20 protein-coding genes are annotated in these 17,324 nt (G+C 62.1%); 11 read left to right on the forward strand and 9 right to left on the reverse strand.

Features of this window, described 5'->3' with window-relative positions:
• Positions 1 to 66: 66 nt before the first annotated feature.
• The 6 genes from PSH94_RS24195 to PSH94_RS24220 are packed head-to-tail and all read left to right on the forward strand — an operon-like array spanning position 67 to position 4,423.
• Positions 67 to 1,206, forward strand: coding sequence for a homoserine O-acetyltransferase (locus tag PSH94_RS24195; protein WP_305435930.1), 1,140 nt, complete (start codon positions 67 to 69; stop codon positions 1,204 to 1,206).
• 7 nt (positions 1,207 to 1,213) lie between these two features.
• Positions 1,214 to 1,834 carry a methionine biosynthesis protein MetW gene (metW, locus tag PSH94_RS24200; RefSeq protein ID WP_181076522.1) on the forward strand — a complete coding sequence of 207 codons (621 nt, stop codon included), beginning with the start codon at positions 1,214 to 1,216 and terminating at the stop codon, positions 1,832 to 1,834.
• Between the two features lie 21 nt (positions 1,835 to 1,855).
• Positions 1,856 to 2,290, forward strand: a complete 435-nt coding sequence (locus PSH94_RS24205) for a DUF4426 domain-containing protein (RefSeq protein WP_181076521.1) — start codon at positions 1,856 to 1,858, stop codon at positions 2,288 to 2,290.
• A complete protein-coding gene (gene rdgB / locus PSH94_RS24210; protein WP_105521096.1) occupies positions 2,287 to 2,883 on the forward strand; it encodes an RdgB/HAM1 family non-canonical purine NTP pyrophosphatase in 597 nt (198 codons plus the stop codon). The genes PSH94_RS24205 and rdgB overlap by 4 nt, the downstream gene beginning before the upstream one ends.
• Positions 2,884 to 2,942: 59 nt before the next feature.
• The gene (gene hemW / locus PSH94_RS24215; protein ID WP_305437752.1) at positions 2,943 to 4,082 is read left to right on the forward strand and encodes a radical SAM family heme chaperone HemW; all 1,140 of its coding nucleotides are present in this window, start codon (positions 2,943 to 2,945) and stop codon (positions 4,080 to 4,082) included.
• A gap of 17 nt (positions 4,083 to 4,099) precedes the next feature.
• A complete protein-coding gene (locus tag PSH94_RS24220) occupies positions 4,100 to 4,423 on the forward strand; it encodes a DUF3392 domain-containing protein (protein ID WP_122716594.1) in 324 nt (107 codons plus the stop codon).
• Between the two features lie 79 nt (positions 4,424 to 4,502).
• On the opposite strand, the gene trmB is transcribed toward PSH94_RS24220, so the two are convergent.
• The 4 genes from trmB to PSH94_RS24240 all read right to left on the reverse strand — a co-directional run bounded on the left by trmB (position 4,503) and on the right by PSH94_RS24240 (position 6,736).
• On the reverse strand, positions 4,503 to 5,228 hold the full coding sequence (gene trmB / locus PSH94_RS24225) for a tRNA (guanosine(46)-N7)-methyltransferase TrmB (RefSeq protein WP_181076518.1): 726 nt from the start codon (positions 5,226 to 5,228) through the stop codon (positions 4,503 to 4,505).
• Between the two features lie 9 nt (positions 5,229 to 5,237).
• Entirely contained in the window at positions 5,238 to 6,032 is a 795-nt protein-coding gene (locus PSH94_RS24230; RefSeq protein ID WP_034101284.1) for a thiazole synthase, read from the reverse strand.
• 51 nt (positions 6,033 to 6,083) lie between these two features.
• On the reverse strand, positions 6,084 to 6,284 hold the full coding sequence (thiS, locus tag PSH94_RS24235) for a sulfur carrier protein ThiS (protein WP_181076516.1): 201 nt from the start codon (positions 6,282 to 6,284) through the stop codon (positions 6,084 to 6,086).
• A 71-nt stretch (positions 6,285 to 6,355) separates the two neighbouring features.
• On the reverse strand, positions 6,356 to 6,736 hold the full coding sequence (locus PSH94_RS24240; RefSeq protein ID WP_181076515.1) for a DUF423 domain-containing protein: 381 nt from the start codon (positions 6,734 to 6,736) through the stop codon (positions 6,356 to 6,358).
• Between the two features lie 73 nt (positions 6,737 to 6,809).
• Between PSH94_RS24240 and mtgA the strand changes: the two genes are divergently transcribed.
• Entirely contained in the window at positions 6,810 to 7,532 is a 723-nt protein-coding gene (mtgA, locus tag PSH94_RS24245; protein ID WP_266247265.1) for a monofunctional biosynthetic peptidoglycan transglycosylase, read from the forward strand.
• Between the two features lie 109 nt (positions 7,533 to 7,641).
• Here mtgA and rpoH read toward each other — a convergent pair whose 3' ends face one another.
• From rpoH to ftsY, 4 genes are all read right to left on the reverse strand, one after another.
• Positions 7,642 to 8,496, reverse strand: coding sequence for an RNA polymerase sigma factor RpoH (gene rpoH, locus PSH94_RS24250; protein WP_005792286.1), 855 nt, complete (start codon positions 8,494 to 8,496; stop codon positions 7,642 to 7,644).
• A 129-nt stretch (positions 8,497 to 8,625) separates the two neighbouring features.
• A complete protein-coding gene (gene ftsX / locus PSH94_RS24255) occupies positions 8,626 to 9,648 on the reverse strand; it encodes a permease-like cell division protein FtsX (protein WP_181076511.1) in 1,023 nt (340 codons plus the stop codon).
• Positions 9,645 to 10,316 carry a cell division ATP-binding protein FtsE gene (ftsE, locus tag PSH94_RS24260; protein WP_003176700.1) on the reverse strand — a complete coding sequence of 224 codons (672 nt, stop codon included), beginning with the start codon at positions 10,314 to 10,316 and terminating at the stop codon, positions 9,645 to 9,647. Before ftsE ends, ftsX begins: the two co-directional genes overlap by 4 nt.
• Positions 10,313 to 11,716 carry a signal recognition particle-docking protein FtsY gene (gene ftsY / locus PSH94_RS24265; RefSeq protein ID WP_305435931.1) on the reverse strand — a complete coding sequence of 468 codons (1,404 nt, stop codon included), beginning with the start codon at positions 11,714 to 11,716 and terminating at the stop codon, positions 10,313 to 10,315. Before ftsY ends, ftsE begins: the two co-directional genes overlap by 4 nt.
• A 232-nt stretch (positions 11,717 to 11,948) precedes the next feature.
• On the opposite strand from ftsY, the gene PSH94_RS24270 reads away from it, so the two are divergent.
• From PSH94_RS24270 to PSH94_RS24285, 4 genes are read left to right on the forward strand one after another with little or no spacing between them, the layout of a single operon-like run.
• On the forward strand, positions 11,949 to 13,304 hold the full coding sequence (locus tag PSH94_RS24270) for a pitrilysin family protein (protein ID WP_181076508.1): 1,356 nt from the start codon (positions 11,949 to 11,951) through the stop codon (positions 13,302 to 13,304).
• A complete protein-coding gene (locus PSH94_RS24275) occupies positions 13,297 to 14,787 on the forward strand; it encodes a pitrilysin family protein (protein WP_305435932.1) in 1,491 nt (496 codons plus the stop codon). The genes PSH94_RS24270 and PSH94_RS24275 overlap by 8 nt, the downstream gene beginning before the upstream one ends.
• The gene (gene rsmD, locus PSH94_RS24280; protein WP_285428522.1) at positions 14,787 to 15,404 is read left to right on the forward strand and encodes a 16S rRNA (guanine(966)-N(2))-methyltransferase RsmD; all 618 of its coding nucleotides are present in this window, start codon (positions 14,787 to 14,789) and stop codon (positions 15,402 to 15,404) included. The genes PSH94_RS24275 and rsmD overlap by 1 nt, the downstream gene beginning before the upstream one ends.
• A 55-nt stretch (positions 15,405 to 15,459) precedes the next feature.
• The gene (locus PSH94_RS24285; protein WP_253509711.1) at positions 15,460 to 16,455 is read left to right on the forward strand and encodes a hydrolase; all 996 of its coding nucleotides are present in this window, start codon (positions 15,460 to 15,462) and stop codon (positions 16,453 to 16,455) included.
• A 13-nt stretch (positions 16,456 to 16,468) separates the two neighbouring features.
• Here PSH94_RS24285 and PSH94_RS24290 read toward each other — a convergent pair whose 3' ends face one another.
• Positions 16,469 to 17,323: a sulfurtransferase gene (locus tag PSH94_RS24290; RefSeq protein WP_305435933.1), complete on the reverse strand. Its 855-nt coding sequence runs from the start codon at positions 17,321 to 17,323 to the stop codon at positions 16,469 to 16,471.
• Position 17,324: the final 1 nt, after the last annotated feature.

Raw genomic sequence — 17,324 nt, forward strand, 5'->3', positions numbered from 1 at the left:
GCCTTCGCTTGCCGCTGGGGTCCCCGCTCTTTAGACTTACGCCTCATTTAGACGAGAGCAGGGTCGATGCCAACTGCCTTCCCCCCCGATTCTGTTGGACTGGTCGTGCCCCAAGTGGCGCACTTCAGCGAACCGCTGGCCCTGGCCTGTGGTCGGTCGCTGCCAGCCTACGACCTGATCTACGAAACCTATGGCCAATTGAATGCCACGGCGAGCAACGCCGTGCTGATCTGTCATGCCCTGTCCGGCCATCATCATGCCGCAGGTTTCCACAACGTCGATGAGCGCAAGCCCGGCTGGTGGGACAGCTGCATCGGCCCCGGTAAGCCCATCGACACGCGAAAGTTCTTTGTGGTCAGCCTCAACAACCTCGGGGGCTGCAACGGGTCCACCGGCCCCAGCAGCCTCAACCCGGAAACCGGCAAGCCGTTCGGCGCCGATTTCCCGGTGCTCACCGTGGAAGACTGGGTGCACAGCCAGGCCCGCCTGGCCGATCGGCTGGGTATCAACCAGTGGGCGGCGGTGATCGGCGGCAGCCTGGGCGGCATGCAGGCGCTGCAATGGACCATCACCTACCCGGACCGGGTGCGCCATTGTCTGGCTATCGCTTCGGCGCCTAAATTATCGGCGCAGAACATCGCCTTCAACGAAGTGGCGCGCCAGGCCATCCTCACCGACCCCGAGTTCCACGGTGGCTCGTTTCAGGAAGCCGGCGTGATTCCCAAGCGCGGCCTGATGCTGGCGCGCATGGTCGGCCACATCACTTACCTGTCCGATGATTCCATGGGCGAGAAATTCGGCCGCGGTCTCAAGAGCGAGAAGCTCAACTACGATTTCCACAGCGTCGAGTTCCAGGTGGAAAGCTACCTGCGCTATCAGGGCGAGGAGTTTTCCGGGCGTTTTGACGCCAACACCTACCTGCTCATGACCAAGGCCCTGGACTACTTCGACCCGGCGGCCAACCACGACGATGACCTGGCGAAAACCTTTGAGATCGCCAAGGCCAAGTTCTGTGTGATGTCATTTACCACCGACTGGCGCTTCTCGCCGGCCCGCTCCCGTGAGCTGGTGGATGCCCTGATGGCCGCGCGCAAGGACGTCTGCTACCTGGAGATCGATGCTCCGCAAGGCCACGATGCCTTCCTGATTCCGATCCCGCGCTACCTGCAGGCCTTCGGCAACTATATGAACCGCATAACTGTGTGAGAACGCCATGAGAGCCGACCTGGAAATTATCCAAGACTGGATCCCCGCCGGCAGCCGCGTGCTCGACCTGGGCTGCGGCGATGGCGAACTGCTGAGCTGGCTGCGGGACAACAAGCAAGTCACCGGCTACGGCCTGGAAAACGACGCGGACAACATCGCCCAGTGCGTGGCCAAGGGCATCAACGTGATCGAGCAGGACCTGGACAAGGGCCTGGGCAACTTTGCCAGCAACAGCTTCGACATCGTGGTGATGACCCAGGCCCTGCAGGCGGTGCACTACCCGGACCGCATCCTCGACGAAATGCTGCGCGTAGGCCGCCAGTGCATCATCACCTTCCCCAATTTCGGGCACTGGCGCTGCCGCTGGTACCTGGCCACCAAGGGCCGTATGCCAGTATCGGATTTCCTGCCCTATACCTGGTACAACACGCCGAACATCCACTTTTGCACCTTCGAAGACTTCGAAGCCCTGTGTGGTGAGCGTGAAGCCAAGGTGATCAACCGCCTCGCCGTCGACCAACAGCACCGTCACGGCTGGGCGAGTAAACTATGGCCCAACCTGTTGGGCGAAATTGGTATCTACCGGGTCAGCAGCCCCGGTCTGGCCGACCACAAGATTGCCGTCTAATCATTTTCAAGAGGGACGCTCATGAGCCGCCTGGCTGTATTTCTATTGACCGCCTGCCTGGGCGCCAGCGCCATGGCCGCGGACGCTATCGACGCAAATCGCAAGAAGGACTTCGGCGATATCACCGTTCACTACAACACATTCACGTCCAGCTTCCTGCCCCCGGAGACCGCGCAGAAAATCGGCGTGGTGCGCAGCAAGGAAAAAGGGCTGATCAATGTGACCGTGATCAAGGGAGTGACGCCGGGCGCGGCTCAGGTGACCGGTACCATCAAGGACCTGGGTGGCAAAAGCGAGATCCTGACGTTCAAGCAAATCGATGAGAAAAACGGGATCAGCTACCTCGCGCCGTACTCCGTGACCCAGCGCGAATACAAGACCTTTACCATCAATGTTGAAACCGGCGGCAAAGCGCATAGCTTCCAATTCAACCAAGAACTGTTTCCGGCCGAATGATGAACCTGACTCAACTGGTACTGGCCAGCCATAACGCCGGCAAACTCAAAGAACTGCAGGCCATGCTCGGTGACTCCGTGCAACTGCGCTCCATCGGCGAGTTCAGCCAGGTGGAGCCGGAAGAGACCGGCCTGTCGTTCGTCGAAAACGCCATCCTCAAGGCGCGCAATGCCGCGCGTATTTCCGGTCTGCCGGCACTGGCGGACGACTCGGGCCTGGCGGTGGACTTCCTTGGCGGTGCGCCGGGGATCTACTCGGCACGCTATGCCGATGGCAAGGGCGACGCGGCCAACAACGCCAAGCTGCTCGAAGCCCTCAAGGACGTACCGGATGCCGAGCGCGGCGCGCAGTTCGTCTGCGTACTGGCGCTGGTGCGACACGCCGACGACCCGCTGCCGATCCTCTGTGAAGGCCTGTGGCACGGGCGCATCCTGCATGCGGCCAGCGGCGAGCATGGGTTTGGCTATGACCCGCTGTTCTGGGTGCCGGAGCGTAACGTGTCCAGTGCCGAGCTGAGCCCGGCCGACAAGAACCAGATCAGCCACCGTGCTCGCGCAATGGATTTGCTGCGCCAACGCCTGAGCCTGAAATGACCCAGAACACCTCTGCGCAGCCGCTGATTCACGGCGGCGTGCAAACACCTCGGGCGGCCATGCCTGTGCTGCCGCCCCTGGCGCTGTATATCCATATTCCGTGGTGCGTGCGCAAATGCCCGTACTGCGACTTCAACTCCCACACCGCCAGCAAGGTGCTGCCGGAAGAAGAATACGTCGACGCCTTGCTGGCTGACCTCGATCAAGATCTGCACGCGGTATATGGGCGTGAACTGAGTTCGATCTTCTTCGGCGGCGGCACGCCCAGCCTGTTCAGCGCTGCGGCGTTGGGGCGACTGCTCAAAGGCGTGGAAGCACGCATCCCGTTTGCCGGCGACATCGAAATTACCCTGGAAGCCAACCCCGGCACGTTCGAGCAAGAGAAGTTCGTCGCTTACCGCAAGCTGGGAATCAACCGGCTGTCCATCGGCATCCAGAGCTTCCAGCAAGCAAAACTCGAAGCCCTGGGCCGCATTCACAACGGCGACGAGGCCGTACGCGCCGCCGGGATGGCGCGCCAGGCCGGGTTCGATAACTTCAACCTCGACCTTATGCACGGCTTGCCCGATCAGTCTTTGGACGACGCGTTGAGCGACCTGCGCCAGGCCATCGCGCTCAAGCCCACGCATTTGTCCTGGTACCAGTTGACCCTGGAACCCAACACCGTGTTCTGGAACCAGCCGCCGGCGCTGCCGGAAGACGACACGCTGTGGGATATCCAGGAAGCGGGCCAGGCGCTGCTGGCCGAGCACGGTTACGCACAATATGAAGTCTCGGCCTATGCGCAGCCGGGTCGACCGGCACGGCATAACCTGAACTACTGGAGCTTCGGCGACTTTATCGGTATCGGCGCCGGTGCCCACGGCAAACTCAGCCATCCGGACGGGCGTATTGTGCGCACGTGGAAAACCCGCGCGCCCAAGGACTATCTGAACCCGGCCAAAAGCTTCCAGGCCGGCGCGAAGGAACTGACCAACGAAGAACTGCCATTCGAGTTTCTGATGAATGGCCTGCGGCTTACCGACGGCGTTGATGCCAGGCTCTACGCCGAGCGCACCGGTCTGGCCCTGGCAAGCCTCGACGAAGCACGCAGGGAGGCAGAACAAAGCGGCTTAATGCAGGTCGAACCGTCACGCCTGGCGGCCACCGACCGCGGGCAACTCTTTCTCAATGACCTGTTGCAGAAGTTTTTGAGCTGACGCTCTAAGGAATTCGAATGGATTTGGTACTCGACCTGCTCGCCACCGTATCCCGCTGGAGCCGCAGCAACCTGTCGGAAATCTCCCTGGCCCTCGTCGGCTGCTTGCTGGTGCTGTTCGGTGCCGACATCAAGGGCTGGATCGAAGCCCGCCTGGGCAGCATCGCCGGCGCCTTGCGCGTGCCTTTGATGGCCCTGGTCTGCATGATCGGCAGCGGCGCCGCCTTGATCTACGCCACACCGTGGATCGTGCGCGGGTTGAGCCAGTTCAACAACTACAGCCTGGCACCGGTGCTGGTGGTGGTGCTGGTGTTGATTGGTGTGGTTGCCGACCGCCGCTGATCTTAAATCCAATACAAAACAACTGTGGGAGGGGGCAAGCCCCCTCCCACATTGGATTGCATTTCAAGCCAGTGGCGAGTTATGCCAGCTTCTCGAACTTCAAATCCCACACCCCATGCCCCAGCCGCTCACCACGGCGTTCAAACTTGGTGATTGGACGCTCCGCCGGGCGCGGTACGCATTTGCCGTCTTCGGCCAGGTTGCGGTAGCCGGGGGCGACGTTCATCACTTCCAGCATGTACTCCGCGTACGGCTCCCAGTCGGTCGCCATATGCAGGATACCGCCGACTTTGAGCTTGCTGCGCACCAGTTCCGCGAACGAAGCCTGGACGATGCGGCGCTTATGGTGGCGGGCTTTGTGCCATGGGTCGGGGAAGAACAGCATCAAGCGGTCCAGACTGTTGTCGGCGATGCAGCGGTTAAGTACTTCGATCGCGTCGCAGTCGTACACCCGCAGGTTGGTCAGGCCCTGGGTCAGCACGCCGTTGAGCAGCGCGCCGACACCTGGACGATGCACTTCCACACCGATGAAATCCTGTTCCGGCGCAGCCGCTGCCATTTCCAGCAGGGAGTGGCCCATACCGAAGCCGATCTCCAGCGAGCGCGGGGCCGAACGGCCGAACACCTGGTCGTAGTCCACCGGCGCGTCGGCCAGGGGCAGCACGAACAACGGCGTACCTTGTTCCAGGCCCTTTTGCTGGCCTTCGGTCATGCGGCCGGCGCGCATCACAAAACTTTTGATGCGGCGGTGCTTGGACTCGTCGCCTGCTTCCTGGGTGTTCGGCGTTTCGTTTGATTCAGTCATCAATGGCTCTTACTTGATCAGACCATCCAGCGGCGAAGAGGCGCTGGCGTAGAGTTTTTTCGGCATGCGCCCGGCGAGGTAGGCCAGGCGGCCCGCGACGATGGCGTGGTTCATGGCTTCGGCCATCATGATCGGTTGCTGGGCATGGGCAATGGCCGAGTTCATCAGCACCGCGTCGCAGCCCAGTTCCATGGCAATGGTCGCGTCGGAGGCGGTGCCCACGCCCGCGTCCACCAATACCGGGATCGTGGCTTCTTCGAGGATGATCTGCAGGTTGTAGGGATTGCAGATCCCCAGGCCTGAACCGATCAGACCGGCCAGCGGCATCACCGCGATGCAGCCGATTTCGGCCAATTGGCGCGCGATGATCGGGTCATCGCTGGTGTAGACCATCACGTCGAAGCCTTCCTTGACCAGGGTTTCGGCGGCCTTGAGGGTTTCGATCACATTGGGGAACAGGGTTTTCTGGTCGGCCAGCACTTCCAGCTTGACCAGGTTATGACCGTCGAGCAGCTCACGGGCCAGGCGACAGGTGCGCACGGCTTCGACGGCGTCGTAGCAACCGGCGGTGTTCGGCAAAAAGGTGTAGCGGTCCGGCGACAGCACTTCGAGCAGGTTCGGCTCGCCCTCGATCTGGCCGAGGTTGGTGCGACGTACGGCGAAGGTCACGATTTCGGCACCCGAGGCTTCGATGGCCAGGCGTGTTTCTTCCATGTCGCGGTACTTGCCGGTGCCGACCAGCAGACGGGACTGGTAGGTACGGCCGGCCAGGACGAAGGGCTTGTCGTTACGAACGATGCTCATGGGAAATCCTCGTATGGGGTGAGGTTCTGCAGAATTCAGAAAGCTACGCGACTAGCCGCCGCCGATGGCGTGGACCACTTCGACCTGGTCACCGTCGCTCAACGCGGTACCTTCATGCTGGCTTCGCGGAACGATGTCTTGGTTGAGTTCCACCGCGACGCGACGCCCGGTCAGGTCCAGACGGGTCAGCAGGGCCGCAACGGTTTCACCGTCGGGCAGTTCAAAGGGTTCGCCGTTCAACTGAATGCGCATGCCACGGGCCGCCATCGTTTTTAGGGGCCCGCATTCTAGCTCGATTGGGACCTGAAGGTCAGCTCCAAGCGTCAAGCGGTCAGCTGCATGCGCCAGGCAGCAAGGCCCAGGAAGAACCAGCCGAGCAGGAAGGCCAGGCCGCCGAAGGGTGTGATGATGCCCAGCTTGCTGACACCGGTCAGGGTCAGCGCATACAGGCTGCCGGAGAACAGCACGATCCCGACCACAAACGACACGCCGGCCCAGGTCACCAGCCGGCCGGGGATGTGGGCGGCCAGCAGCGCGACGCCCAACAGCGCCAGGGTGTGCACCAATTGGTAGGTCACGCCGGTGTGAAAGATCGCCAGGTAGTCGGCGCTCAGGCGGTTTTTCAGGCCATGGGCGGCGAAGGCGCCAAGGGCAACGCCCGTAAAGCCAAAAAAGGCGGCCAGCATCAGAAAGCTACGCAGCATGGGAACTCCGGTCAGACTCATCGGGCAGGGTCTGTATAATGGCCCGCTCAACGGGTTCGGCCAAGCCATCTCTATGCTGCGTGTCCTCTTCAGTCGTTTACTCAAAGTCGTGAAATGGTTCGCCATCGGCAGTGTGTTGCTGGTGCTGCTGTTTCGTGTCGTCCCGCCGCCGTTCACCGCGCTGATGGTGGAGCGCAAGGTCGAGTCATGGTTCGACGGCGAACCCATCGACCTGCAGCGCACCTGGGTGCCCTGGGACGAGATTTCCGATGACCTCAAAGTCGCGGTGATGGCCGGTGAAGATCAACGCTTCCCGCAGCATTGGGGTTTCGATTTCGGTGCGATCCAGGCGGCATTGGCGCATAACGAGCGCGGCGGTTCGATACGCGGCGCCAGTACGTTGAGCCAGCAGGTGTCCAAGAACCTGTTCCTGTGGGCCGGCCGCAGTTATTTGCGCAAAGGCCTGGAGGCTTGGTTCACCGGGTTGATCGAGGTGTTGTGGCCCAAGCAGCGCATTCTTGAGGTTTACCTCAACAGCGTGGAATGGGATGAGGGCGTGTTTGGCGCAGAAGCGGCGGCGCGACATCACTTTGGGGTGAGCGCCAAGGGCTTATCACGGCAGCAGGCCAGCTATCTGGCGGCAGTGTTGCCCAACCCTCGCGTGTGGAGTGCCAGTCACCCAACAGCGTACGTGGCGCGGCGGGCGGCGTGGATTCGACAACAGATGAGCCAGCTGGGCGGTGATGGTTACCTGATGGAGCTGAACAACGCCCGCAAAGCCCCCTGGTCCGACTGACACAACACAGAAACAAATATGGGAGGGGGCTTGCCCCCGATTGCGGTGGATCAGTCACACAGAAGTTGACTGACACTCCGCCATCGGGGGCAAGCCCCCTCCCACATTGTTAAGCGGCGATGGACAGCTTCAGCTTGTTCATCGCGCTCTTTTCAAGCTGACGAATCCGCTCGGCCGACACGTTGTACTTCTGTGCCAGGTCGTGCAACGTGGCTTTTTCTTCCGCCAGCCAACGCTGGTAGAGGATGTCGCGGCTGCGTTCGTCCAGCACTTCCAGCGCTTCGTGCAGGTTGTGATTGGAGTTATCGCTCCAGTCCGCGTCTTCCAGTTGACGCGCCGGGTCGTACCGGTGGTCTTCCAGGTAGTTGGCGGGCGATTGGAAAGCGCTGTCGTCGTCCGCTTCAGCGGCCGGGTCGAACGCCATGTCATGACCGGTCAGACGGCTTTCCATTTCGCGCACTTCGCGCGGCTCCACACCGAGGCTTTCGGCCACGCGGTGGACTTCTTCGTTGTTCAGCCACGCCAGGCGCTTTTTCTGGCTGCGCAGGTTGAAGAACAATTTGCGCTGGGCCTTGGTGGTCGCGACTTTCACGATGCGCCAGTTGCGCAGGATGAACTCGTGAATTTCCGCCTTGATCCAGTGCACGGCAAACGACACCAGGCGCACGCCCATTTCAGGGTTGAAGCGCTTGACCGCCTTCATCAGGCCCACGTTGCCTTCCTGAATCAGGTCAGCCTGGGCCAGGCCGTAGCCGCTATAGCTACGGGCGATATGTACGACAAAACGCAGGTGGGCGAGCACCATCTGCCGAGCCGCCCCCAAATCCTGCTCATAGTAGAGACTCTCGGCCAGTTCACGCTCCTGCTCGGGCGTCAGCAATGGAATGCTGTTGACCGTGTGCACATAGGCTTCCAGGTTCGCACCCGGCACCAAGGCATAAGCAGGTTGCAAAGAAGTGGTCATACGAAAAAACCTCCGACTCACATAACTCGTGCAGTTCAGCACTGCGAAAATTGACCGGGAACCGTAGGACAAGTTCCCTAAACCACTGATACGGTCAATACAAACGAAACCACATTAATCTGACATTAACTACTTCGGTGCCAGCTCACGTAAATGCCGTGCGACCGCAATCCAAGCACCGATATACCCCAACAATACCGCGCCGAGCAAGAGTGACAGGCCATCGGCAACCGGCACGCCCGCCAGGGCGAAATCGCTGCCGTACAGCCCGGCCAGCCCGACCACCGCGTCGTTCAGCCAGTTCAGGCCAAACGCCAGGACACCCCAGGATAAAATCCCCGCACCGAAGCCATAAAGCGCGCCCATGTACAGAAACGGCCGACGCACATAGCTGTCCGTGCCGCCGACCAGTTTAATCACTTCTATCTCAGTGCGACGGTTTTCAATATGAAGACGAATGGTATTACCTATCACCAAAAGTAATGCAGACACCAGCAACACCGTCAAACCGAACACAAACCGGTCACCCAGCTTGAGGATCGCCGCCAGGCGCTCTACCCAGACTAGATCAAGTTGCGCTTGTTGCACCTTCGGCAGCTCTGCGAGTTTTTGTCGCAGGGCTTCGAGGGCGGCCTTGTCCACTTCGTTCGGCGTTACCAGCACCACGCCGGGCAATGGGTTCTGCGGCAGCTCCTTGAGCGCCTCGCCCAGGCCGGATTGTTGCTGGAACTCCTCAAGGGCCTGGTCACGGCTGACGTACTCGGCATCCGCCACGCCCGGCATGTTCTTGATGTCGTCGCGCAACGCTTCGCCCTGCTGTGGGCTGGCATCCAGGTTCAGGTACAGCGAAATCTGCGCCGCACGTTGCCAGGAGCCGCCCAGGCGCTCCACATTATTGAGCAACAGCGACAAGCCCATCGGCAGGCTCAAGGCCACGGCCATTACCAGGCAGGTAAAAAAGCTACCGATCGGCTGCTTGCCCAGGCGGCGCAGGCTGTCGACCAGGCTGGCGCGATGACTTTCGATCCAGGCGCGCAGCAGGGTGCTGAAGTCCGGGCCGTCGTCATCGTTGTGTTTTTTCTTTTTCGGTTGCGGGTCGGCCGGTTTTGGCGCCACGCGCTCGGAAACCTTGGGGCTGCGTGTGGCACTCATACGCCCGCCTCCCCGTCGCCGATCAGGCGGCCGCGTTGCAAAGTAAGCATGCGATGGCGCATGCGTGCGATCAGCGCCAGGTCGTGACTGGCGATCAGCACACTGGTGCCCAGGCGGTTGATGTCTTCGAACACGCCCATGATCTCCGCCGCCAGACGCGGGTCGAGGTTGCCGGTGGGTTCGTCCGCCAGCAGCAGGGCCGGGCGGTGGACGATAGCGCGGGCGATACCGACGCGCTGCTGCTGGCCGGTGGACAGGTCGCCGGGGTAGAGGTCGGTCTTGTCCGACAGCGCTACACGCTCCAGGGCCGAATCCACGCGCTTGATGATCTCAGCCTTGGACAACCCGAGAATCTGCAGCGGCAGCGCGACGTTATTGAACACCGTGCGATCGAACAGCAACTGGTGGTTCTGGAACACCACGCCGATCTGGCGGCGCAGAAACGGAATCTGCGCATTGCTGATGGTGGCCAGGTCCTGGCCGGCCAGCAGCAGTTTGCCGGTGGTCGGGCGCTCCATGGCCAGCAGCAGGCGCAGCAAGGTACTTTTGCCCGCGCCCGAATGGCCGGTGACAAACAGGAACTCGCCGCGACGCACTCGAAAGCTCAGCTCATGCAAGCCGACATGCCCGTTGGCATAGCGTTTACCGACCTGTTCGAATCGAATCATGAACGCTCCCGCTCGGCAAACAGTGCCTGGACAAAGGGTTCGGCTTCAAAGGTGCGCAAGTCGTCGATACCCTCACCGACACCGATATAGCGAATCGGCAACCCAAACTGTTTAGCCAGGGCGAAGATCACACCGCCCTTTGCCGTGCCGTCGAGTTTGGTCAAGGCCAGGCCGGTCAACTGCACCGTCTGGTTGAACTGCTTGGCCTGGCTGATAGCGTTCTGGCCCGTACCGGCGTCCAGCACCAACAGCACCTCGTGGGGCGCGTCGGCGTCGAGCTTGCCGATCACACGGCGCACTTTTTTCAGCTCTTCCATCAAATTGTCTTTGGTGTGCAGGCGACCGGCGGTATCGGCGATCAGCACATCGATGTTACGGGCCTTGGCCGCCTGCACGGCGTCGAAAATCACCGAGGCGGAATCGGCGCCGGTGTGCTGGGCGATGACCGGGATCTTGTTGCGCTCACCCCAGACCTGCAACTGCTCCACGGCAGCGGCACGGAAGGTATCGCCGGCGGCGAGCATGACTTTCTTACCCTCAAGCTGCAGCTTTTTGGCCAGTTTGCCAATGGTGGTGGTCTTGCCGGCGCCGTTGACGCCCACCACCAGAATCACGAATGGCTTGTTCGGGGTGATCACCAGCGGCGCTTCGACCGGCTTGAGCATCGCGGCCAGCTCGGCCTGCAGCGATTTGTAGAGGGCATCGGCGTCGGTCAGTTGCTTGCGGGCGACCTTCTGGGTAAGGCTCTGGATGATTACCGCGGTGGCTTCGACGCCGACGTCGGCGGTCAGCAGACGGGTTTCGATGTCTTCGAGCAGTTCGTCATCGATGGTCTTGCGGCCCAGGAACAGGCTGGCCATGCCTTCGCCGATACTGGCGCTGGTCTTGCTCAGCCCTTGCTTGAGGCGGGCGAAGAAGCCGGTCTTGCTGATTTCGGCCGGTTGCGCAGCGATGACCGCAGGCGCGACCTCCAGCACCGGCGCAGGCTCGGCCGGCGCAGGCACAACTACCGGAGCAGGCGTCGGCTCGACTGCCGCCGGCTGCGGCTCAGGTTCGACAACCGGCGGAATCGGCGGCACGAGGTGCTCAGCCTGCACATCATCGACCAGCGCCACCGGTTCCTCGGCCACCGGCAACGGCGGCCACGGCTTGTGGTCCGGCTCCGGCTCAGGCGGCGCTTCGACGACCGGCTGCAATACGGGTTCCACCAGGGGCAATACCACCGGTGCCGGCGCTTCGGCCGCCGGTTCGGCTTCTATAACGGGTTCGGGGATCGGCTCAGGTTGAACCTGCGGCTGTTCGACGACGGTTTCCTGCGGCTTTTTGCGCAGCCATCCGAACAGGCCTTTTTTCTCGCCAGCCGCGGCTGGGGTCTTCTTGTCGTCGTTGGAACCAAACATGGAGACGGCTATCTCAAGGTAGCGACGCGCCTAGGGGCGTGCCGGTAAATAAAATTCGATGCGTAACAGACTGTTTTTTAGCCAGCTCGTTCATGCGCAACATTTTGTAAGGCCTAAATAGGGCCTCAACAAGACAGCCGCTGTGGCCGTCCCTGAATCGGATCAGTATCCTAGCACCTCCTCGCCCGCCGACGCTAAGACCAAGCGGGCAGCCCAACAGGTTAAAAAACGAATGAATGCTCTCGCCCGCCGCGCCGCAGGCCTGCTGTTCAGCACAGTTTGTCTGCCTCTTTCAGCTTTGGCTGCCGATCCACAACCCACCCATGAATTCACCCTCGACAACGGCCTCAAGGTGGTCGTGCGCGAAGACCATCGCGCGCCGGTAGTGGTTTCCCAGGTCTGGTACAAGGTCGGCTCAAGCTATGAAACCCCGGGCCAGACCGGTTTATCCCATGCCCTGGAACACATGATGTTCAAGGGCAGCGCCAAGGTCGGGCCAGGCGAAGCCTCGCTGATCCTGCGCGACCTGGGCGCCGAAGAAAATGCGTTCACCAGCGACGACTACACCGCCTACTACCAAGTACTGGCCCGCGACCGCCTGGGTGTGGCCTTCGAGCTGGAAGCCGACCGCATGGCCAGCCTGCGCCTGCCGGCCGACGAGTTCAGCCGCGAGATCGAGGTGATCAAGGAAGAGCGCCGCCTGCGCACCGATGACAACCCGATGTCCAAGGCCTTCGAACGCTTCAAGGCCATGGCTTTCCCGGCCAGCGGCTATCACACGCCGACCATCGGCTGGATGGCGGACCTGGAACGCATGAAGGTCGAGGAGCTGCGCCACTGGTACCAGTCCTGGTACGTGCCCAACAACGCCACGTTGGTGGTGGTCGGCGACGTGACCCCGGACGAGGTCAAGAACCTGGCCCAGCGCTACTTCGGCCCGATCCCCAAGCGTGACGTGCCACCGGCCAAGATCCCGATGGAACTGGCCGAACCGGGCGAGCGCCTGCTGACAATGCGCGTGCAGACTCAATTGCCCAGCGTGATCCTGGGCTTCAACGTCCCGGGCCTCGCCACTGCCGAGGACAAGCGTTCGGTGCAGGCCCTGCGCCTGATCTCGGCCCTGCTGGATGGCGGCTATAGCGCGCGTATTTCCGAACAATTGGAGCGCGGCGAAGAGCTGGTATCCGCCGCCTCCACCAACTACGACGCCTATACCCGTGGCGACACCCTGTTCACCCTCTCGGCCACGCCGAACCAGCAGAAGAAAAAGACCATCGCCCAAGCCGAAGCCGGCCTGTGGCGCCTTCTGGACGAGTTGAAAGCCAAGCCGCCGACCGCTGAAGAACTGGAGCGCATCCGTGCCCAGGTCATCGCCGGCCTGGTCTATCAGCGGGACTCCATCACCAGCCAGGCCACCGCCATCGGCTCCCTGGAGACCGTGGGGCTGTCGTGGAAACTCATGGACAGCGAACTCGCCGACCTGCAAAGCGTGACCCCGGATGATATCCAGAAGGCCGCCCGCACCTACTTCACCCGCGAACGTTTGAGCGTCGCCCATGTTCTGCCCGAGGAGACCGCTCATGAGTGATCGCAAAAACAGCCGCCTGATCCTGCCTGGCCTGATCGCCGTCACCTTGATCGCCGCAAGCGCCGTGTACTTCCTGCGCCCCAGCGAGTCCGTGGCCAGCCAGGCGCTGGATCAGGCCCAATCGGCCAACACGCTGCAGTCCCTGGCGGAACTGGACGGCAAGGCGCCGACCAATCGCAAGCTGGATGTGCAGACCTGGACCACCGCAGAAGGCGCCAAGGTGCTGTTCGTCGAAGCCCACGAACTGCCCATGTTCGACATGCGCATCCTGTTCGCCGCCGGCAGCAGCCAGGACGGCGATGTACCCGGCCTGGCGCTGATGACAAACGCCATGCTCAACGAAGGCGTGCCGGGCAAGGACGTCAGCCAGATCGCCAGCGGCTTTGAAGGCCTGGGCGCCGACTTCGGCAACGGTGCCTACCGCGACATGGCATTGGTGTCCCTGCGCAGCCTCAGCGACAGCGCCAAGCGCGACGCCGCCCTGGCGCTGTTCGACCAGGTGATCGGCCAACCGACCTTCCCGGCCGATTCCCTGGCGCGCATCAAGAACCAGATCCTGGCCGGCTTCGAATACCAGAAGCAGAACCCCGCCAAACTGGCGAGCCTTGAGTTGTTCAAGCGCCTGTATGGCGATCACCCTTATGCGCATTCCAGCGAAGGCACGCCTGAAAGCGTGCCGAAGATTACCCTCGCACAACTGCAGGCCTTCCATGCCAAGGCTTATGCCGCAGGTAACGCAGTGATTGCGGTGGTGGGTGACTTGAGCCGCGCCGAAGCCGAGGCCATGACCGCCAAGGTGTCCGCCTCACTGCCCAAGGGCCCTGCCCTGCCGAAAATCGCCCAGCCCACCGAGCCCAAGGCCGGTCTGAGTCATATCGAGTTCCCTTCCAAGCAGACTCACCTGCTGTTCGCCCAACTGGGCATCGACCGCGCCGACCCGGACTACGCAGCCTTGTCCCTGGGCAACCAGATCCTCGGCGGCGGTGGGTTCGGCACGCGCTTGATGAGCGAAGTGCGCGAGAAACGCGGCCTGACCTATGGTGTGTACTCCGGTTTCTCGCCCATGCAGGTGCGCGGCCCGTTCATGATCAACTTACAAACCCGCGCCGAAATGAGCGGCGGCACCCTGCGACTGGTGGAGCAAGTGCTGGCCGATTACCTCAAGACCGGCCCGACCCAGAAGGAATTGGATGACGCCAAGCGTGAGCTGGCCGGCAGCTTCCCGCTGTCGACGGCGAGCAACGCCGATATCGTCGGCCAGCTGGGCGCCATGGGTTTCTACAACCTGCCGCTGAGCTATCTCGAAGATTTCATGAAACAATCCCAGGCCCTGACCGTAGAGCAGGTCAAGGCTGCGTTGAACAAACACTTGAGCGCCGACAAGATGGTCATCGTGACCGCCGGCCCAACGATTGCGCAGAAGCCACTACCGCCCCCTACTGATAAACCCGCCGAGCAGCCGCTCGGCGTCCCGGAGCATTAATGGCCAGTTCATCTCGCCCGAAAAAACCTGTCCACAACGTGCATAACGGTGTGGGCCAACTGCGCATCATTGGCGGTGAATGGGGCAGCCGCAAGCTGAGCTTCCCCGACGTGGTAGGCCTGCGCCCCACGCCGGATCGTGTGCGCGAAACCCTGTTCAACTGGCTCGCGCCCTACATCGGCGGGGCCAGGGTGCTGGACCCGTTCGCCGGCAGTGGCGCGCTGTTCCTGGAGGCGCTGTCCCGTGGCGCTGCCCAGGCCCAGGCGCTGGATGCCAGCAACGTCGCGGTGTCCAGCCTCAAGGAACATCTGGGCACTCTGCGTTGCACCAACGGCCAGGTGCAGACCGCCGACGCCCTGCGTTACCTGGAAACCCAGCCTGCCAGCGAGTACGACGTGGTGTTCCTCGACCCGCCGTTCAACCAGAACCTGTTGCCCACCGTGTGTGCGCTGCTGGAAGAACGCCAATGGCTGGCTGCCGATGCGTGGATCTACACCGAAAGCGAAACCGCACCTTCTACCCTGGGCCTGCCGGGCGCGTGGCGCCTGCACCGGGAGCAAAAATCCGGGCGGGTGTATTACGCGTTGTGGCACCGGTTGGTCGAAAGCGCCGCCTGATTGTTCAGACTGGCTTTACTTGTGGCGAGCGGGCTCGCCACAAACCGAGAGTTTCATGACACCGTCCTCCGACCTGTTTACCCCCGCCTTCGGCCTCGGCAACCCTCACCTGCAAACCCTGTGGGGGCCGCTGTTGCGCCCCACAACCCACATTGAGCGCCAACGCGAGCGCTTGTGGCTGGACGACGGCGACTTTCTCGACCTCGACTGGCATGGCCCCCACGACGCACACGTGCCGCTGGTGCTGGTGCTGCATGGGCTGACCGGCTCGTCCAATTCCCCCTATGTCGCAGGCTTGCAGAAAGTCCTCGCCGGCCAGGGCTGGGCCAGCGTCGCGCTGAACTGGCGGGGCTGTTCCGGCGAGCCGAACCTGTTGGCGCGCAGCTATCACTCCGGCGCCAGCGAAGACCTCGCAGCGACCATTGCGCACCTGCGCGCCAAGCGACCGTTGGCGCCCTTGTACGCGGTGGGTTACTCGCTGGGCGGCAATGTGTTGCTCAAGCACTTGGGGGAAACGGGGGAAATGTCCGGGTTGCAAGGCGCAGCGGCAGTGTCGGTACCCTTTCGCCTGGATCAGTGCGCCGATCGCATCGGGTTGGGGTTTTCGCGGGTGTATCAAAAGCACTTCATGCGCGAGATGCTGGCGTATATCCGCGTCAAGCAACGCCGCTTCCTACAGGACGGCCAGGTGGAGGGACTGAAAACCCTGGAGGCCCTCGGCTCGCTGGAGAAGATGCGCACGTTCTGGGACTTCGACGGCCGGGTCACCGCGCCGCTGCACGGTTTTCTGAGTGCCGAGGATTATTACCGCCGCGCGTCGAGTCGTTACTATCTGGGCGGCATCCGCACCCCCACCCTGATTATCCAGGCCGCCGACGACCCGTTCGTGTTTGCCCATAGCCTGCCGCAGGCCAGCGAGCTGTCGGATTGCACCGAGTTTGAGCTCACGACCAAGGGCGGCCATGTGGGCTTTGTCGATGGTTCACTGAAACGCCCCGGCTACTACCTGGAACGTCGCATCCCCCAATGGTTATTGGCACAACACGGCTAAAACGGGTGGAAGGTCAGTCGCCCGTAGCAATCGCCCGCTTCGAATCGGTGATCCACTCGCTCCACGACCCCGCATACAACTTACCCAGTGGATAACCCGCCAGGCTCAGGGCGAACAGGTTGTGGCACGCCGTCACCCCCGAACCGCAATAGGCAACCAGTTCTTCCGGCGAACGCCCCTGCAACTGTGCGGCGAAGCGTTGCTTGAGTTGTTCAGCCGGCAAAAAGCGCCCGTCGCTGCCGAGGTTTTCATTGAATGCCGCGCACTGCGCGCCGGGAATATGCCCGGCAATCGGGTCGATGGGCTCAACGTCGCCGCGAAAACGCGCGCGTGCGCGAGCATCGATCAAGGTCATGCCCGGCTGACCCAAGCGTTTTTGCAGGTGTTCGGCGTCCAGCAGCAGATGATTGTCCGGCTGGCCGACAAAGCTCCCCGCTTCGTTTACCGGAACGTCCAGGCTCAATGGGAAACCGGCGCTGTGCCAAGCCTTGAGGCCGCCATCCAGAATGAACACGCCGTCGCGCTTGCCCAGCCAGGCGAGCAGCCACCATGCCCGCGCAGCATAGGCGCCCGGGCCGTCGTCATATAGCACGACATCGGTATCCGCACTGATGCCCCAGGCCCGCAGTTGCTTGGCGAAGGTGTCCGCCGCCGGTAAAGGGTGGCGGCCGGTCACGCCTTTTACCACCGGACCACTGAGGTGACGATCCAGATCGGCATATTGCGCCCCCTCAATGTGACCTTCTTCATAACTGGAGCGCCCGTAGTCCGGGTCTTCCAGGGCAAAGCGGCAATCGAGGATCACTAGACCTTCGGCCTTGCGGCGCTCGGCCAATTGCTGGGGACTGATCAGTTGGGCAAGCGGCATG

It is taken from the genome of Pseudomonas sp. FP2254 (assembly GCF_030687695.1).
Taxonomy (GTDB): Bacteria; Pseudomonadota; Gammaproteobacteria; order Pseudomonadales; family Pseudomonadaceae; genus Aquipseudomonas; species Aquipseudomonas quebecensis.

Coding starts and splice junctions, on each gene's coding strand:
- PSH94_RS24195 (WP_305435930.1), top strand. CDS start 67: ATGCCAACTGCCTTCCCCCCCGATTCTGTTGGACTGGTCGTGCCCCAA.
- metW (WP_181076522.1), top strand. CDS start 1,214: ATGAGAGCCGACCTGGAAATTATCCAAGACTGGATCCCCGCCGGCAGC.
- PSH94_RS24205 (WP_181076521.1), top strand. CDS start 1,856: ATGAGCCGCCTGGCTGTATTTCTATTGACCGCCTGCCTGGGCGCCAGC.
- rdgB (WP_105521096.1), top strand. CDS start 2,287: ATGATGAACCTGACTCAACTGGTACTGGCCAGCCATAACGCCGGCAAA.
- hemW (WP_305437752.1), top strand. CDS start 2,943: ATGCCTGTGCTGCCGCCCCTGGCGCTGTATATCCATATTCCGTGGTGC.
- PSH94_RS24220 (WP_122716594.1), top strand. CDS start 4,100: ATGGATTTGGTACTCGACCTGCTCGCCACCGTATCCCGCTGGAGCCGC.
- trmB (WP_181076518.1), bottom strand. CDS start 5,228: ATGACTGAATCAAACGAAACGCCGAACACCCAGGAAGCAGGCGACGAG.
- PSH94_RS24230 (WP_034101284.1), bottom strand. CDS start 6,032: ATGAGCATCGTTCGTAACGACAAGCCCTTCGTCCTGGCCGGCCGTACC.
- thiS (WP_181076516.1), bottom strand. CDS start 6,284: ATGCGCATTCAGTTGAACGGCGAACCCTTTGAACTGCCCGACGGTGAA.
- PSH94_RS24240 (WP_181076515.1), bottom strand. CDS start 6,736: ATGCTGCGTAGCTTTCTGATGCTGGCCGCCTTTTTTGGCTTTACGGGC.
- mtgA (WP_266247265.1), top strand. CDS start 6,810: ATGCTGCGTGTCCTCTTCAGTCGTTTACTCAAAGTCGTGAAATGGTTC.
- rpoH (WP_005792286.1), bottom strand. CDS start 8,496: ATGACCACTTCTTTGCAACCTGCTTATGCCTTGGTGCCGGGTGCGAAC.
- ftsX (WP_181076511.1), bottom strand. CDS start 9,648: ATGAGTGCCACACGCAGCCCCAAGGTTTCCGAGCGCGTGGCGCCAAAA.
- ftsE (WP_003176700.1), bottom strand. CDS start 10,316: ATGATTCGATTCGAACAGGTCGGTAAACGCTATGCCAACGGGCATGTC.
- ftsY (WP_305435931.1), bottom strand. CDS start 11,716: ATGTTTGGTTCCAACGACGACAAGAAGACCCCAGCCGCGGCTGGCGAG.
- PSH94_RS24270 (WP_181076508.1), top strand. CDS start 11,949: ATGAATGCTCTCGCCCGCCGCGCCGCAGGCCTGCTGTTCAGCACAGTT.
- PSH94_RS24275 (WP_305435932.1), top strand. CDS start 13,297: ATGAGTGATCGCAAAAACAGCCGCCTGATCCTGCCTGGCCTGATCGCC.
- rsmD (WP_285428522.1), top strand. CDS start 14,787: ATGGCCAGTTCATCTCGCCCGAAAAAACCTGTCCACAACGTGCATAAC.
- PSH94_RS24285 (WP_253509711.1), top strand. CDS start 15,460: ATGACACCGTCCTCCGACCTGTTTACCCCCGCCTTCGGCCTCGGCAAC.
- PSH94_RS24290 (WP_305435933.1), bottom strand. CDS start 17,323: ATGCCGCTTGCCCAACTGATCAGTCCCCAGCAATTGGCCGAGCGCCGC.